13 protein-coding genes are annotated in these 14,726 nt (G+C 54.7%); 7 read left to right on the plus strand and 6 right to left on the minus strand.

Going from position 1 to position 14,726, the window contains the following annotated elements; all coding sequences use genetic code 11:
* The first annotated feature begins 39 nt into the window (after nucleotides 1-39).
* Nucleotides 40-687 (plus strand): FusB/FusC family EF-G-binding protein, encoded by a 648-nt coding sequence (locus tag NSS64_RS06560; RefSeq protein WP_340993687.1) that lies wholly within the window; start codon nucleotides 40-42, stop codon nucleotides 685-687.
* A gap of 102 nt (nucleotides 688-789) precedes the next feature.
* Here NSS64_RS06560 and NSS64_RS06565 read toward each other — a convergent pair whose 3' ends face one another.
* Both NSS64_RS06565 and NSS64_RS06570 read right to left on the minus strand, forming a co-directional pair.
* On the minus strand, nucleotides 790-1,776 hold the full coding sequence (locus NSS64_RS06565) for a hypothetical protein (RefSeq protein ID WP_341139630.1): 987 nt from the start codon (nucleotides 1,774-1,776) through the stop codon (nucleotides 790-792).
* A complete protein-coding gene (locus NSS64_RS06570; RefSeq protein WP_341139631.1) occupies nucleotides 1,754-2,674 on the minus strand; it encodes an AraC family transcriptional regulator in 921 nt (306 codons plus the stop codon). The genes NSS64_RS06565 and NSS64_RS06570 overlap by 23 nt, the downstream gene beginning before the upstream one ends.
* A 156-nt stretch (nucleotides 2,675-2,830) precedes the next feature.
* Here NSS64_RS06570 and NSS64_RS06575 point away from each other — a divergent pair, with 156 nt between their 5' ends.
* Genes NSS64_RS06575 through NSS64_RS06595 form a run of 5 tightly spaced genes read left to right on the plus strand, consistent with a single transcriptional unit; the run spans nucleotide 2,831 to nucleotide 7,763 of the window.
* A complete protein-coding gene (locus NSS64_RS06575) occupies nucleotides 2,831-3,073 on the plus strand; it encodes an acyl carrier protein (protein WP_340752608.1) in 243 nt (80 codons plus the stop codon).
* A gap of 8 nt (nucleotides 3,074-3,081) precedes the next feature.
* Nucleotides 3,082-4,410, plus strand: a complete 1,329-nt coding sequence (locus NSS64_RS06580) for a hypothetical protein (protein ID WP_341139632.1) — start codon at nucleotides 3,082-3,084, stop codon at nucleotides 4,408-4,410.
* A gap of 16 nt (nucleotides 4,411-4,426) precedes the next feature.
* Complete coding sequence (locus NSS64_RS06585) at nucleotides 4,427-5,548, plus strand: UDP-glucuronosyltransferase (RefSeq protein WP_341139633.1); 1,122 nt, start codon at nucleotides 4,427-4,429, stop codon at nucleotides 5,546-5,548.
* On the plus strand, nucleotides 5,548-6,741 hold the full coding sequence (locus NSS64_RS06590; protein WP_340993682.1) for a radical SAM protein: 1,194 nt from the start codon (nucleotides 5,548-5,550) through the stop codon (nucleotides 6,739-6,741). Before NSS64_RS06585 ends, NSS64_RS06590 begins: the two co-directional genes overlap by 1 nt.
* Nucleotides 6,738-7,763 (plus strand): Gfo/Idh/MocA family protein, encoded by a 1,026-nt coding sequence (locus NSS64_RS06595; RefSeq protein ID WP_341139634.1) that lies wholly within the window; start codon nucleotides 6,738-6,740, stop codon nucleotides 7,761-7,763. The genes NSS64_RS06590 and NSS64_RS06595 overlap by 4 nt, the downstream gene beginning before the upstream one ends.
* A gap of 146 nt (nucleotides 7,764-7,909) precedes the next feature.
* On the opposite strand, the gene NSS64_RS06600 is transcribed toward NSS64_RS06595, so the two are convergent.
* Together NSS64_RS06600 and NSS64_RS06605 are read right to left on the minus strand one after the other, a co-directional pair.
* Nucleotides 7,910-8,698, minus strand: coding sequence for a nucleotidyltransferase domain-containing protein (locus NSS64_RS06600; RefSeq protein ID WP_341139635.1), 789 nt, complete (start codon nucleotides 8,696-8,698; stop codon nucleotides 7,910-7,912).
* An 83-nt stretch (nucleotides 8,699-8,781) separates the two neighbouring features.
* Complete coding sequence (locus NSS64_RS06605) at nucleotides 8,782-10,128, minus strand: MFS transporter (protein WP_341139636.1); 1,347 nt, start codon at nucleotides 10,126-10,128, stop codon at nucleotides 8,782-8,784.
* A gap of 173 nt (nucleotides 10,129-10,301) precedes the next feature.
* On the opposite strand from NSS64_RS06605, the gene NSS64_RS06610 reads away from it, so the two are divergent.
* Complete coding sequence (locus tag NSS64_RS06610; protein ID WP_341139637.1) at nucleotides 10,302-11,507, plus strand: helix-turn-helix domain-containing protein; 1,206 nt, start codon at nucleotides 10,302-10,304, stop codon at nucleotides 11,505-11,507.
* 480 nt (nucleotides 11,508-11,987) lie between these two features.
* Here the strand turns inward: NSS64_RS06610 and NSS64_RS06615 are convergent, their stop codons facing one another.
* The gene (locus tag NSS64_RS06615) at nucleotides 11,988-13,742 is read right to left on the minus strand and encodes an ABC transporter substrate-binding protein (RefSeq protein ID WP_340939311.1); all 1,755 of its coding nucleotides are present in this window, start codon (nucleotides 13,740-13,742) and stop codon (nucleotides 11,988-11,990) included.
* A 77-nt stretch (nucleotides 13,743-13,819) separates the two neighbouring features.
* Nucleotides 13,820-14,719: a carbohydrate ABC transporter permease gene (locus NSS64_RS06620; RefSeq protein ID WP_340939312.1), complete on the minus strand. Its 900-nt coding sequence runs from the start codon at nucleotides 14,717-14,719 to the stop codon at nucleotides 13,820-13,822.
* Nucleotides 14,720-14,726 lie beyond the last annotated feature (7 nt).

Here is a 14,726-nt window from a genome sequence, read left to right on the forward strand (position 1 = left end):
TTATTGCTGTAATCAATCATAATAAGGGGCTGAAGAGCTGTGAAACCAACATTTATTAGAAACCATCAATATAATTATATTAAGAAACAAGCGGATTTTGTGCTGAAAACACTGCGTTCGGTAGCGGACCGCCGTGTCCTGGAGACCGTAAGATACAGCGCCGAGCTCAACGTGACGGGGGCTTTCGCCTCACTGACCGAGGGGCAGGAGCAGATGCTGCGGGCAATCTCCACCTTCGAGAAGGCCGAGGACTTCCAGCAGTATACCAGCGGGCTGGAGCCTTATCTGGAGCCGTTTCCGCCGATTACACTGAAGCAGATTCAGAAGCTGTTTCCCAAGAATAAAAAGATGAAGCTGCCTGACCTGCAGTCCTTTGATTTCCGCTATGTCACGTATCTGGCCTGGGTGGACATCGCCACAAACAAGCTGTTCATCGTCTATCCGCATGAAGGGCAGTTCATTGGTGTGGAAGGCCGGATGCTGCCTGTGCATAAGAAGGGCTACTGCCTGTTCTGCAACCGGCAGCAGGAGCTTGCCTTCCTGACCGTCAAGACCAAGCCGGAGCTGGCGGCAGCAGATAATTTTGCTTCCGTGGGCCAGTACGTATGTATGGATAATCAGGGCTGCAATCAGAGCATTACGGATATAAGCGCGCTGGAGCGGTTCGTCCTCTCGGTGCGCAAGTAGCAGAATAACAGGATAGTGTGACACAAGTAGAGCAGCGGCTCCCGGTTGGGGGCCGCTGCTTCTTTGTGTAACCAATCACACACCAAGGGTTCACACGATAACCTATCTGCTAGGCTGCGTCGTCATCGTCAAATCTACCAGCTCCTCCAGAAGCTGCTCCTCCAGGCGGATAATCTCACACATATTCCTGTGAAGCTTCACCCGCGCGGCGGGCTTGTTGCCCGAGTACATCCCCTTAATCATGAACTGATTGATCAGATCCCACTTCTCGCCTGCCTGACGGTAGCCTTCAGCTGCTCGGGAGAGAGCAGGCGCCGGGCCTTCGCGCTCCAGCAGCTGCAGGAATTGGCTGAACCGGATCCGGCTGATCGGCAGGGCGTTGGCATAGATTTTGAAGGCTGAACTGGCTTCGGCTGAGTTATCAGCCTTAATCCCGGTCTCCAGATAGGCCTGGGCATACGCTCTGAGCTGGACGCCCACCTGATCCGGACGAACCAGCGGGGCTTGGCTGGTAAGTACCTCCTGAAGGATGGTCTGCCAGTCGGAGCAGGAACGGGAGACTTCACACCGCCCGAATAAAGCATAGAAATGACAGGCCCCTTCAAGGATGCCGAAATCTATCGCTTCAAGATCCCTGCCATAGTAGGCATCCGTCAAATAGATCAGGCTCTTCTCCCTGTCCAGACCCACGGCAAGACAGGCGTGGTTCGTATGCAGCCTGCGGTATACTACACACCAGGGACAGTCATAGGAATCGAAGCCGACCAGAACCGGCATGCCGGAGGACAGCTGATTCTCCAGCAGGTCAAGCATGTAGCTTCTATCCATTGCCGGTTCTGTCCGTTCTATATAACTGAAGGTGAGGCCATGGTACGCAGACAAATAGCCGGTATTGATCCGGGGCAGACGGATCCGCTCAATCAGCGGCTGGTCCGGGGCTTGCGGCTCATCCAGGAACATCTGCCAGGCATCGCCGTACATGCCTTTGCTGTCCAGGCCCTGCCACTGCGCTACAGACTGGATGCAATCATCAATGCAGCTGCGCAGCTTAGGGTATGGGGTACTCTTAACAGGAGCAATGTTCAACACTGCTTATCATCTCCTTCGCCGAGCTGGAGTGGCTGTGCAGCCGGTTGCGATAAGAAGCGGGAGTCATGCCGCTGAATTCGCGGAAGAGCCGGTAGAAATATTTCATGTCGTAAATGCCGACCTTAAGGGCCACGGACTGCACGCCAAGCTTCGTGAACAGGAGCAGGATGCAGCTGTATTTCATCCGTATCTCCTGGAAGATCTGGATGTAGGATCTGCCGGTCTTATTCTTGAGCAGCCGCTGGAACTGGCGGGAGCTCATCGCCAGGTGCCCGCTCATCTCATTCAGCGTGATCCGCTCACTATAGTTGCTGATCATATATAGGATGACATCATGCAGCGGGTCATATTGAGGCTCCGGGCGCCTGGTGAAGGGGACGTCTGCTGCGGGCATAATCAGCTTCGCCAGCTCCAGCAGCGGCGGGTATAGCCGCTGCTCATCCATGAGCAGGCCAGAATTCAGCATCCCCTGCAGCCGCCCGAGCAGGAAGAGAATTTCCTTGTTCTTCTCCCTGTATCCGAACCATTGCCGCACCTCCAGAAGCTTCAGCAGCGGCAAGCGGGACTCTTCGGACAAGGGCCCCGGCAGCTCGCTGAGCATCCTGCCAAGCCCGGGCCTGAGCATACAACTCAGGATCAGCAGCGGCTCGGCACCGCTCAGATCCTGCGGATGAAAGACATGGGATACCCCCGGCGGAATCACGAGCACATCCCCCTGCGTTACCTGCATTTTATCTTCGCCAGCCAGATGAATGCCTGTCCCTTGAACCACGTAGGCCAGCTCTACGAAGTCGTGCTGATGACGTACGGAAGTGACCGTTTTTTGAGTCAGGAGCATTTGTACGGGCGAACAGGAGTCGAATAAATAGTCCCCCGTAAATAGCGGAAAAGCTTCCATAAACAAACCTCCGTTTCCTGCTTCCTTATGTTGGATGACTGGAATCCACCCTAGTATATCTCAATATTTTGGCGCATTCAACCATATATTAACAACTTAAAATTTGGTATATTCATCCTATTCATTCCAATTATGCAACCTGAAAGGGGTAGACACATGCAGCAGAAAGTCATTGAGATTATCGCCGAAATCAAGGAGGAACCAGGCTTGCTTCAGACGCTCAGCGGAGCTTCTGACCTGACTCTGGACGCCGCACTTGACTCCCTGCAGATCATTAATTTTATTCTGAGAGTCGAGGATGAATTCAATATAGAGGTAGATTTCGACACCTTTGATCTGGAGCATCTGAAATCAGTGGACCGGTTCTCCGCTTATGTCGCCGGGCTTGCCGTACAATGAGGAACGCTGTGCACTGCGGCAGCCTGGAGTCGGAGCGGTACTGGCGGGAGGAGGATCTGGCCTCCTTGCCGGCCATTCCCGATGCGAAGGCGCTGGCTATCGTACAGGCGATGGATGAAATGCTGTTTGTCTTCTGCGGGAGCGGCGATGTTCTCTTAACCCGCCAGGGGATGAACCGGGCACAATATGACTATCTGCAATCGCTCGGTTATTCATTCAGCACCAACATGGAGCCGCTCAGTCTGGAGGCGGAGGCGTCTGCTCCCGCACAGGCGGCGCTGAATGTATTTGAACTGCTGGGCCGGATGGAGGCCGGGCAGGAGCCGGAACGCTTAATACCGGAAGGAGCGCTGCTGGAGCCCTTTGCCGTGCTTCCCGGGACACAGGCTGCGGTTAGCCGGTACAAGCTTTTGCCCACGTTGCCTGACGAAGAGATTGTACGGGCAGTGAATACCAAGAGCTATTCTACAGCCATGCGGGACCGGCTCGGGCTGCCGAATATTGCGGTAGTGGTCCACAGTCTGGAGGAGCTGCTGCAAGCGGGACAAGCGCTGCTGGAGAAGGGGGCCTTCCTGATCAAGGACGAGTATGGGGTATCCGGTAAAGGAAATCAGCTGGTGGATTCCGAGCGTATGCTGCGCCGGATGGCCGGGTATCTGGAGTCGAGCCGCAATCAGGGCAAAAGAATCCGGTTTGTCCTTGAGCCTCTGCTGGACCGGGAGACAGACTTCTCCTGCCAGTTTCAGATTGATCCGGAAGGCCGGATCAATCTGCTGTCGGTTCAGCAGCTGGTGAACCAGGGCTTCGCCTTCGGCGAATCCCACTCCCCGCATCCGTCTCTGCTGGACAAGCTGGACAAGGAGGGCTACTGGGAGACCATGCACAGCATAGGCCGGGAGCTGTACTCTGACGGATATTACGGTGAAGTATGTGTCGATTCGATGCAGCTGCGTGACGGAAGCCTGGCGCCTCTCGTCGAGATCAATGCCCGCAAGTCGATGAGTCTGATTAAGCATCATGTGGACCGCCGGTTCAAGCAGGAGGGCATGCACACTTGTCTGATACAGGTGCCGCTGGCGGCTATGGGCAAAGTTCATTATGAGGAGCTGCTGGAGCGGATGGAGGAGACGGGGATTTTATTCTCGCTGGAGGCAGGTGAAGGTGTGATGCCCTTGACCTCAAGCGCGCTCCAGCCGCTGGACCCCGCCCGTGCTGCCGGTTCCACGAAGGGCAAGCTGTATGCGGCCCTGACTTACCGGAGTGAAGACAGCAAGCAGAGCCTCATCCGTACGCTGGACGAGTCTCTCATGCGCACAGGCTATACTATCCTGCGATAAAGAAAGGAATCCTCCAATGAATAACACCGTGACGATTCTATGCTCAGGCTTTGGCCTGGGCTTCTATGTCCCTGGTCTGCTGCTTGAACGGAAGTTCACAGCGATGGGCCTTCAGGCAGAGGTTGAGGTGTTTGAGGCCTTAATGCCTGACCACAAAAAGGAGCAGACAGACAACAGCCGCAGGGCATACCAGCAGAGCTTTGCTGTCGCCCTGACCTCACAGAAAATACCGTCCGATATAAGAAGCAGCCTTGACCCTGCAGCCGTTGAACAATTGCTGGAGCAATGGAAGCAAGAGGAACGGCAGCGCTTCATCGTCTTGTCCGGGCACTGGGTACATGTCATGGACCGGTACCGTGAGATGGCAGGTATGACTGTATATGCCGATTTGCTGTATATCGACGCTGACCTGTCGCCATCGTGGAAGAATCTCCGCAAACTGAATCCGGGTTACGCAGAAGGCTACCATGAAGTAAGCCTGTATGATCCCGGGAAGCAGGAGATTCTGTGCAGCATCGATGCCGGACCTGCGGAAGCACTGCCTGCTGCGGCCCGGAACGGACGGCTGGTCGTTCATGGGGGCGGCTGGGGAATCGGAACCTTCCGCGAGAAGTTTGATGCGCTGGAGTCGGCGGGGTACGAGCTGGATATCGCCGCTTACAGCATTCAGGAGATTGGCGGGGCTGTCCGCGGCAGACGTTATTATATGAATGATCCGCAGTGGCGTACCTGGACGAGGGATGGCAGCGGGCAATATACCTTCCCGCCGTTTGCAGAGGTAACGGGTAACCGGACCGGGCATTTTCCGCCCTGCGAGAGCTACGGGGAGGGGATGTACGGAGTCATCCGGCAGGCTTCCGCAGTCATTAGCAAGCCGGGCGGCGGCGCTTTGATTGATTCCCTGGCTTCGGGTACACCGCTGGTGCTGCTGGATCCCTTCGGCCCGCACGAGAAGATCAACAGTGATCTGTGGGTGGGGCTTGGTTACGGCATCACTTACGGGGAGTGGGCCGCGTCAGGATATGATTATGATGAACTTCGCAAGCGGGCGGATAACCTCAGAGCCGCCAGAGGTCAATACCCGGACTATGCGGCAAGCTATGCCGGACAATTATCCACAGCAGGAGGGAGAAGCTAATGCAACCTACCAGTAGAGTGAGCCTGGACGAGCAGTCCTTTGAGGCATTGAAACGTACAATCAAGAATGTGGTGGTTCCGCACCGGGAACGCAAGCATGATCCCGGCTTCAAGACGGTGATGCCCGAGATTATGTCCCTCAAGCTGACCAACCGCTGTAATCTGCGCTGCAAGCATTGCTATCAATGGAATGAAGACGGCTACCATCATGATATGGATACCGCTGAGCAGAATCTGGATATGGATCTGGGAATGATCCAGAGGCTGCTGGAGGAGACGGATGAAGCGCAGTCCCGCCTGTATTTATGGGGAGGGGAGCCGCTGTTTCACCGGCAGGCCAAGGAGATTCTGGAGCTGCTGAAGGAGCATCCCCGGGACACTACCATCTGCACCAATGCCTATATGATCCCTAAGTTCGAAGAGGAGCTGTGTGCCATCTCGGACAATCTGGAGCTGCTGATTCCGATCGAGGGGTTCCAGGAGGAGCATGATTTCCTGCGCGGCAAGAATTCGTTCCAGAAGGTCATCGACGCCGTTGACCGTTTGCTGGAGCTGCGCGAGCAGGGCCGCTTCCGCGGCCGGATCTCGGTGCATAATGTGATCAACGACAATATGATCGGGAGACTATATGAGCTGGTGGAGTTTTTTGAACAAAAGGGTGTGGATCTGGTTCTGCTCTGCTTCCCCTGGTATATCTCGGAAGACACCAGTCTTGCGATGGACCGCTTCTACGATGAACACTTCCAGTGGCTGGCCGAGCTTCCACCGGATCACCGGAGCAGCTGGCACGCGTTCAAATACCATATCCAGCCGGAGAATATCACCAGACTGACCGATGACCTGCGGCGGATTAACAGTAACACCTGGCACAATACCCGAATCCGCTATCAGCCGGGGCTGGACTTTGATGAGATTGAGGACTTCGTAGCCGGGAAGCCGATGAAATCCCGCAGTACGTCGAAATGTCTGGCGCTCAGTACCCGGGTGGATATTGCCCCGAATGGCATGGTGAGCGCCTGTAAATTTTTTGGGGAGCTGGCTATTGGCAATGTGAAGGATCTGACGCTGACAGACATATGGAATTCTGCGCGATATGACCGGCTGCGGCGGATTATGGACGAAGGCTTGTCCCCGGCCTGCTCCAAATGTAATGTGCTATACCTCAACACCTATGCTGCGCTGGCGCAGATATGAGCAGTGTGGTAGAGGAGCCAAGCTATAAGCTCGGCATTCTGGGCGCCTCGAATATTGCTGTTCCAGCGATGCTGGAGCCGGCTCGGGTCGTGGACAAGGTGAAGATCACGGCGATTGCCAACCGTACCTTGGCGAAAGCGGAGGCCATGGCGGAAGCGTACCAGATTCCCAATGTGGCGGGTAGTCTGGATGAGCTGCTGGAGCTTGATGAGCTGGACGGGGTGTATATTGCGCTCAGCAATGAGCTTCATGCGCAGTGGGCGATCCGGGCCTTGAACGCGGGCAAGCATGTCTTGGTGGAAAAGCCGATTTGTCTGCATCCTGAAGAAGCGGAGCAGTTAAGGCTGGCGAAGAATAACCCTGCTGCCCCGAAGCTGGCCGAGGGTCTGATGATTGCCTGTCACCCCTGGCAGCAAACGCTGAAGGGCATTGTCGATTCGGGCGAATTCGGTGCGCTGCGCAGAATCAGTACCAGAATCTCCGTTCCTGCCAAGAACGGGCATGCTGGCAATTACCGGAGTGTCAGGGGGAAGGGCGGAGGTGCTTTTGCCGATCTGGGCTGCTACTGGCTGCAGTTCGTGCAGATACTTGCCGGTCTTCAGCCGGAGGAGATATTGGCACAGTCCGCCTTTGACGGGCCGGATGGCTGCGATTGGACCTTTCAGGCGGCGCTGCAATTCAAGAACGGGCTGAGGGCTGAGTGTCTCACGTCCTTCGAATTGCCATTCCGGGCCTCGCATACCCTGTATTTCGACCATACGGTGCTGACGGTCCCGGATTTCTTCCGGCCGGTCAAGGGGTTCTACAAGCTCAAAATCCGGCATGACCTGCCGGACAACCGCACCACCCTATGCGAATTCGCCCCGCTGAACTATTACGTGGGACAGCTGGAGGCTTTTGCAGCAATCATGGGCGGTCAACAGGCCGAGGACCTTGACGCTACCTGGGAACGGGTGCAGCTGCAGTCCCAGATCATGGCCGAAGCGCAGCGGTGCCGGGTCTCTGAGATGCTTCCACTATAGTATTAGCGCCAGCAGAGTGAGACCATTGACAGCAGCAATTTCCAGCAAAAGCAAATAGCGACTCCCTTTGTGGGGGGCGCTATTTGCTGTTCCACTATATAGTTCCGCTTTACTGATCCAATCCATAAATTAATTCTGACGCTGCACTAGCGGTCCTGTAAGGAAAGGGACTGGTCCATCCAGGCACGCTCGTTGTTCAGCACATAGATCCCGAGTGCCTGCTCGAAGGACAAGCCATGATTATAGAAAGTCAGCATCTTCGCGGCGAAGCGCACACTCTTATGTGCACTGGGCGATTGCAGCACCTCTGTTGCCAGCGTACGGAAATTCTTCGGCTGGGCTTCCGCAGCATCGACAGCATCCAGCAGCCCTTTGTGGCTTGGAAAAAGCAGCCGGTTATACGCCAGAATCATCCGTCCGCTAAAAAACACCAGTTGGCCCGCCGTATGAGCGAGCAGGTAGGCGTCATTTTTTTGACCCGCTTCCTTGGCGAAATACAGCCCGTACAGGTAGATCTGAGCGCAGAATTCCCGCAAATTACGCTCGCGGTTCTCCTCGGGGTAGACGGGAATCCGGGCCACCAGCTCACCCAGCTCCGGAATTCTGGAGAATAGAACCTCTGCACCGGTAAAAGCATACCTTGTCGGCTCATTGCCCCGCCGGGCGGCAAGCTCCAGAAACCGTCGGTTGATCACCTTGATATCGGCATATCCGCCTTCATAGGTGCTGACTTCCCGGTCCACGTAGGAGAGCCTGTTGTTCCGCTCATATTTCGCATAGGCTTCATCGGTGAAGACCAGATGTACATCCACATCCGAGGTCTCGCTGGCGGTCCCCTTGGCTACAGATCCGCTGGTGATTGCCGCCAGACAAGAAGGGTCTTGCTCCAGCTTCTCCGCCAGCTTCTCCAGCGTCTGTCTATGGTGCGCGTGCATATAACGTTCCGCCTCCTTGAGTAGATTCTGCTGTGTTAAGCGTATCAATTGGACAGCTTGCCAGCTATGGTCAATTCAGACATTCAGGCTCCCGCCTGTTCTGTCTTCCCCTGGGCAACCTGTTGATCAGCGGCACCGCTGCGGATGAGGCCTCTCCGTCCGGCCAGCGTGACCGCCAGAATAGCTGCACCGGAGACGAGCAGAATGAACGAGCCGGGAATCCGGTCGAGGAGGACTCCATAGAGCAGCATTCCGAGCGGAGCGATGGAACCGGCGATGCCCTCCACCAGCCCGAATACGCGTCCACGGTACTCTTCCTCGGTGGTCTGCTGCAGATAGACCTGAATCGGAATGTTAATGAACATAATCATGACGCCGATAAGGACCAGCAGCGGCAAGAAGAGAAGGAAGGTGGCATTCGGGGCGAAATGCAGCAGCAGCGGAACCGCAAGTGCGAGGAATAACACTCCCAGCGCGCTTAAGCCTCCGAGGATCGGCTTCACCGGACTCTTGCTCTGGGGAAGTATAGCAAGCAGCAGCGACATCAATAGTACGCCTGCTGCCAGCATCGCTTCGAGGACTCCATATTGCCTTGAGGAGAGTCCCAGCGTCTGTACTGCAACATAGGGCAGCACAACATTCAGGGCGACAACGAAGAAATTAATCCAGAACACAATCCCCATCAGGGAACGGAGGACCGGACGGCGGATCACATAAGCGAAGCCTTCCTGCAGATTCGTGCGGACCCCGTTAACAGCAGTGCCCAGACGTTCGCGGAGCGGCCGGGGACCTGCGGCTTCGGCGGGTTCACTGGCAGCTTGAAGCCGCGGAATCGGCTTGTACTTCAGCATGCAGCCCATCACAGTCGAAACGGTGAAGCCTGCCGCATTCAACAGCATGAAATCCTGTAGCGGGAGAAAGGCATACAGCAGGCCGGCGAGAATCGGAGCCAGCAGGTGGCCAGCCGATCCGGCAATCTGATTCAGTGATCCGGCCCGCTGGACGGAGCCGCTGTCTACAAGCATCATCATCGAGGAGGAGACAGAGATACTATAGAAGGTAGAGCAGATAGATAATAGAATGAGTGACAGATAGATAGGCCACACGGACATTCCTTCCAGCGCGGCAAACAGGAAGGCCAGGGACATAATCAGGGTACTCGCCAGATCCGAGCCCATCAGCAGCCTGCGGCGGCTGACTCTGTCGGCGAGCACACCGGCGAAGGGGGACATCAGGATGCCGGGCAGAAGACCGCACAGCAGTGTAACAGCGAAGCTGCTCCCAGAACCGGTCTCGTTCAGAATGTACAGACCGGCTACGAAGGTGTACATACTGGAGCCGAGAACAGAGACCAGTTTGCTGCCGAAGAAGAGGAATATGTTACGGTTAGTCGCTGTCTTATCATGGGTTGCGGATGTTATTTGAGACATACTAGCACTCCCTTGGTCAAAAGTTAAATTTAATTAAACTTATTGTATGAGTGAAAGTTCAGAAACGCAACAAAAAGTTTAATATAATTTAACTTTTATGTATTTTCAGTTTTCTCTTAGGGTATAGGTAAGCTATACTGAAAAGAAAAGCTACCTGGAAAGTTGGCAAGCAGATGACCACCAAACAAACCATCGGAGAGAAAGTCAAGCAACTGCGCAAGGCTAAGGGGCTTACGCAGACGGACCTCGCCGGAGACCATATGACCAAGAGCATGCTGAGTCAAATCGAGAATGGCCGGGCCTTGCCCTCAATGAACAGCCTGCAGGTTCTGGCCGGCCGGCTGGGCGTTGATCCGGGCTACTTCCTTGAAGGCGAGGAGGAGGCGGAGCTGGCTCCGCTTGTCCGGGAGATGGAGGCGGAGTTTAAGGCGAAGAATTACAGAGAGGTCATCCAGCGGCTCCAGCCGCTAACGGAGCGTACGCTTCCGATGACGATTGACGCTGCGCGTCTGCTGGAGTTCTATGTAAGCTCCCTTTTCTATACAGGCGCCGGAGGCGGGGAAGAAGAGCTTGCGCGGGCAGCGCTGATCTATGAACGCTTCGGCTTATTCGTGGAACGGGCGAAGGTGCAGTATATTTCCTATGCCCTGAATTTCGCACAGAGCAGATACGCGGAAGGGCTGGAGCTGATCCGCCGGGTCCGTAAGGAGTACGAGGATAATAAGGTGGGGAATGATTTTATCTTTGAAATCGAGCTTCATTATGCAGAGAGCATCAGCTTGTCTGCCCTGGGGGACTATGCGGGAAGCCGTGCGGCGGCGCTGTCGGCGCTTCAGGTGTCGCGGGAAGAGGGAATCTACTATATGACGGATCATCTGTACCGGGTGCTTGGGATTCTGGCGCTGACCGAAGGAGAGACCATGGCGGCAGAGGAAGCTATGAAGAAGGCCCGGGCATTCGCAGAATTCACCGAATCACAGGACTCGCTGAAGCTGGTGGAGATCGGAGAGATCAGACTCGCGGTAGCTAAGGGAGAATACAGTAAGGTTCTCGCGCTGGCGGAGCAGTACCCGCCGGAGGATGAACCGTATGCATCCAGCGTCCAGCTCATGTGCGGCATCGCCCGGGTTCATCTCGGCCAGGACGATGAAGCGCTGATCAGCCTGTCCAAAGCCGAGCCGGGGGATCAGGTCTACCACCCGCTTGACCGCGCCAACCTGTTGACCGCTTATGCTTACCGCGCACAGATCTGTATGCGCCGGGGCCTGAAGGAGGAAGCATTGCGGCTGTCCCAATTCGCCTATGATCAGGTCAGGGATTACTCACCTTCCATATACACCGATATGATTAACAAAACTTATCACGAGCTGCATAGCTAGATTGTATTTCCTGCAATAGAAAAGGCATAGCTTACCGTAAAATGAGATTCTATTGTATTTCATACAGTGGAATGTTGAGTTTTGGGTGAAAACTGGCCTTTTTTCAACATTCAATTGTACGGAATACAATAGATTGTATTTCGAAGCCCTTCTTCCAGCATTCTGTTGTACAAAATGCAGTTGCGATCGTTCCAGCGACTACAGCATCCTAGCACAGCAAACAACACCCGTGCTATTTCCCGCACGGGTGTCCTTCTGCACTGAAATATAGGTTGAACTATAAATCTTCAGATAAAGGAAGGAGCGACGGAGGAGATTTTGGAACTGTAGGAGCGTAGCGTTCGCCTTTGTTTCCGGATTTTTACCGCTACCAGCGGTTCCAATCAAGAAATTCTTACAACAACAGCGACCGGAAGTCCAAAATCTCCGCAGTGGCGACTACCCTATTACTAAGATTTTTTGATCAAGGTTTATGGAATCTTATTTGCTAGTCCACAGCTCAACACGGTCCTGCACATACTTGGTATAGCCAGCTTCCATTTTCTTCACGCCGGCTTTTTCCAGATCGGCCATGTAATCATCCCAGATTTTATCGAATTCAGCCGGTTTGGCCAGAATCGCTTGCGGGATGCGCTTCCACGTAATATCCTTCATTTTATTGCCCAGAATGGAGACTTCATCCTCACCGGGAATTGAAATGTTCCAGGCTGCGCCGTAGGCTTTCTCCTTGAATTCTTCCTCTTTCGGGAACAGATCCTTCCAGGTCGTAGCTTTGTAGGCTGCCAGCGTCTCTTTCTCAACATCGCTATAGCCCAGCACCAGCTGCTCAGGGAAGTTCTTGGTGTAGTAGTTGCCCGTAGAATCCTTGGCACCGTCACCATAGTGAACCATCATGTTCCAGTAGAAGCCAATGCCCGTTTCCTTCGTGAAGGCGGTGTTGTCGTTATTAATGCGGTCTTGAACCTCGGCAGGAACTACGCGTTTGCCGTTCTCCACTTTATAGTGCTTGCCTTCAACACCCCAGTTGTTCAGGATCTGACCTTCATCGGAGGCCAGGTAATCCAGGAACTTGATCGTCCGCACAGGATCGGGGTTGGTGGTGGAGATGGAGATGCCGTAGCCGCCCATGAAGCCGGTAGGCCAGAAGCTGGTTTCCTTGTATTCTTCTGTCAAGGTGACCGGATAGTGTCCGTAAGTCTGATCGAATTTGCCGGCGGCTTTGAGCGCCTGCTGCGCGTCGTTGTAATCCCAGTCCTGGTCAATCAGCCCGAGCACGCGCCCAGTCGCTACCTTGGCTTTGTACTGATCGTATTTCTGAACGAAGCTCTCCTTATCAAGCAGGCCGATATCGTTCATGTGGTTCAGCCAGCGGAAGTATTCCTTCTCTTCAGGCCGGCGGAAATGATAGATTGCTTCATGAGTCTCCTGATCGATGAAATATTCACCGTCATCGGAGCCGCCGGTTGTCGCAACCGCAGGGTTGGTTACGGAAATATACATATGCCAGTCATCTGCATTCAGGGAGACGCCGATGTTTTTGTTGCCGTTCTCATCGGTCGGATGCTTCTCCAGATAGGCTTTAATTACGTTCTCATAATCCTTCACCGTGCGGATCTCCGGGTAACCGGCTTCCTTCACGACCCGGTGCTGCAGCTCGAAGCCGCCGCCCGCTACGAATTTCTTCTCATCCACGGCTGCCCAGGTTGGGATAGCGTAGATCGACTGGTCTTCATTCGTGTACTTGGCCCGGGCCAGATTATCGCCGAGCACGCGCTTAATGTTAGGGGCATGCTTATCGATCAGATCGGTGAGATCCAGGACCGCGCCGGCGTCCACCAGCTTCCCGATGTCGCCTTTAGCAGAGATAATGTCGGGATAATCCCCGCCCGCTGCAATGAGGGCAATCTTCTGCTGCGGATCACCGACAGCGAATTCGGCATCGAGGGTGACGCCTGTCTTTTGTGTAATGACGGTACTGACCTCATCCTTCATATTGTTCCAGTTCGGATTGGGATCTTCCGCGAAGAAGGAGAGTGTCAGGGGACTTAGGTCCTCAGCCGCCGCCGTAGCCTCAGCTGTTGCCGTGGCATTGCCGCTGTTCGTGGCCTTGGCCCCGGTATTCTCAGCCGTATTCTTGTTGCCGTTATTATTGCCCCCGCCGCAGCCTGCCAGCACACTGAGCAGCAAGGTCAGCACCATCAGCGCCACAACCGGTTTCGCCGTCTTTCTTGTCATGAATTGAAACCCTCCCTTTGTCTGGTAGAATCATATTGTATTCACAGGCCGCAGCCTGAAGATACCGCTTAAGCAGCTTAGCTTTTGACCGAACCCAGCGTCATGCCTTTAACGAAATAGCGCTGCAGGAACGGATAGACCACCAGAATGGGTACGGTGACGACAATGGTGATCGCCATTTTGACCGATTCCGGGGAGATCTGGGCCATCACCTCAGTCATGTTACGCCCGCGGAAATTATCCGCATTGGTCGTAGTGCTCTGAATGACCTTCATCAGCTCGAACTGCAGGGTGGTCAGCGAGTCCTTCGAGCCGTTATACAGATAGGTATCAATCCAGGCATTCCACTGGCCGACAGCCAGGAACAGGGCGATGGTCGCCAGCGCAGGCTTGGTCAGCGGCAGAATGACGCGCCAGTAGATGGTGAAGTCATTGGCTCCGTCCAGCTTGGCAGATTCCTGAAGAGCGTACGGCAGACCGTCGATGAAGGAGCGGATCACGAACACATTGAAGGCGCTCACCAGACCGGGCAGAACATACACGCCGAAGGTGCCCATCATATGCAAATCTTTGATCAGAATGTAAAAGGGGATCAGCCCTCCCGATACGTACATCGTCAGCGCCAGGAAGGTAGAGACGAACTTGCGGGCCTGGAAGTCCACCCGGCTTAAGGTGAAGGCCAGCATGGAGGCACTGACCAGTCCGAGCAGGGTCCCGATAATCGTCCGCAGCACCGAAATTTTGAACCCGGTAATCAGTCCGGAGAAGGCGAAGATCGTCTCATAATTCTTGAAGGTGAACATCCGGGGGTAGATCGTAATCCCGCCCTTGATGCTGTCCGTCGAGTCATTGAAGGAGATCGCCAGCACGTTCAGAAAAGGATACAGCGTAGCGACGGTAACCACCGTAATCGCGAGATAGACAACCAAATCGAAGATGCGGTCCGACCAGGATGCCGCAGCCAGTTTTTTAATCATGAGCAGG

Origin of the sequence: Paenibacillus sp. FSL H8-0122 (genome assembly GCF_038005345.1) — a bacterium.
GTDB lineage: Bacteria > Bacillota > Bacilli > Paenibacillales > Paenibacillaceae > Paenibacillus_AQ.

What these genes read in the sequence shown, in the direction of transcription:
- NSS64_RS06605 (WP_341139636.1), bottom strand. Translation starts at nt 10,128, where the DNA reads ATGTCTCAAATAACATCCGCAACCCATGATAAGACAGCGACTAACCGT.
- NSS64_RS06590 (WP_340993682.1), top strand. Translation starts at nt 5,548, where the DNA reads ATGCAACCTACCAGTAGAGTGAGCCTGGACGAGCAGTCCTTTGAGGCA.
- NSS64_RS06600 (WP_341139635.1), bottom strand. Translation starts at nt 8,698, where the DNA reads ATGCACGCGCACCATAGACAGACGCTGGAGAAGCTGGCGGAGAAGCTG.
- NSS64_RS06570 (WP_341139631.1), bottom strand. Translation starts at nt 2,674, where the DNA reads ATGGAAGCTTTTCCGCTATTTACGGGGGACTATTTATTCGACTCCTGT.
- NSS64_RS06575 (WP_340752608.1), top strand. Translation starts at nt 2,831, where the DNA reads ATGCAGCAGAAAGTCATTGAGATTATCGCCGAAATCAAGGAGGAACCA.
- NSS64_RS06620 (WP_340939312.1), bottom strand. Translation starts at nt 14,719, where the DNA reads ATGATTAAAAAACTGGCTGCGGCATCCTGGTCGGACCGCATCTTCGAT.
- NSS64_RS06585 (WP_341139633.1), top strand. Translation starts at nt 4,427, where the DNA reads ATGAATAACACCGTGACGATTCTATGCTCAGGCTTTGGCCTGGGCTTC.
- NSS64_RS06610 (WP_341139637.1), top strand. Translation starts at nt 10,302, where the DNA reads ATGACCACCAAACAAACCATCGGAGAGAAAGTCAAGCAACTGCGCAAG.
- NSS64_RS06595 (WP_341139634.1), top strand. Translation starts at nt 6,738, where the DNA reads ATGAGCAGTGTGGTAGAGGAGCCAAGCTATAAGCTCGGCATTCTGGGC.
- NSS64_RS06615 (WP_340939311.1), bottom strand. Translation starts at nt 13,742, where the DNA reads ATGACAAGAAAGACGGCGAAACCGGTTGTGGCGCTGATGGTGCTGACC.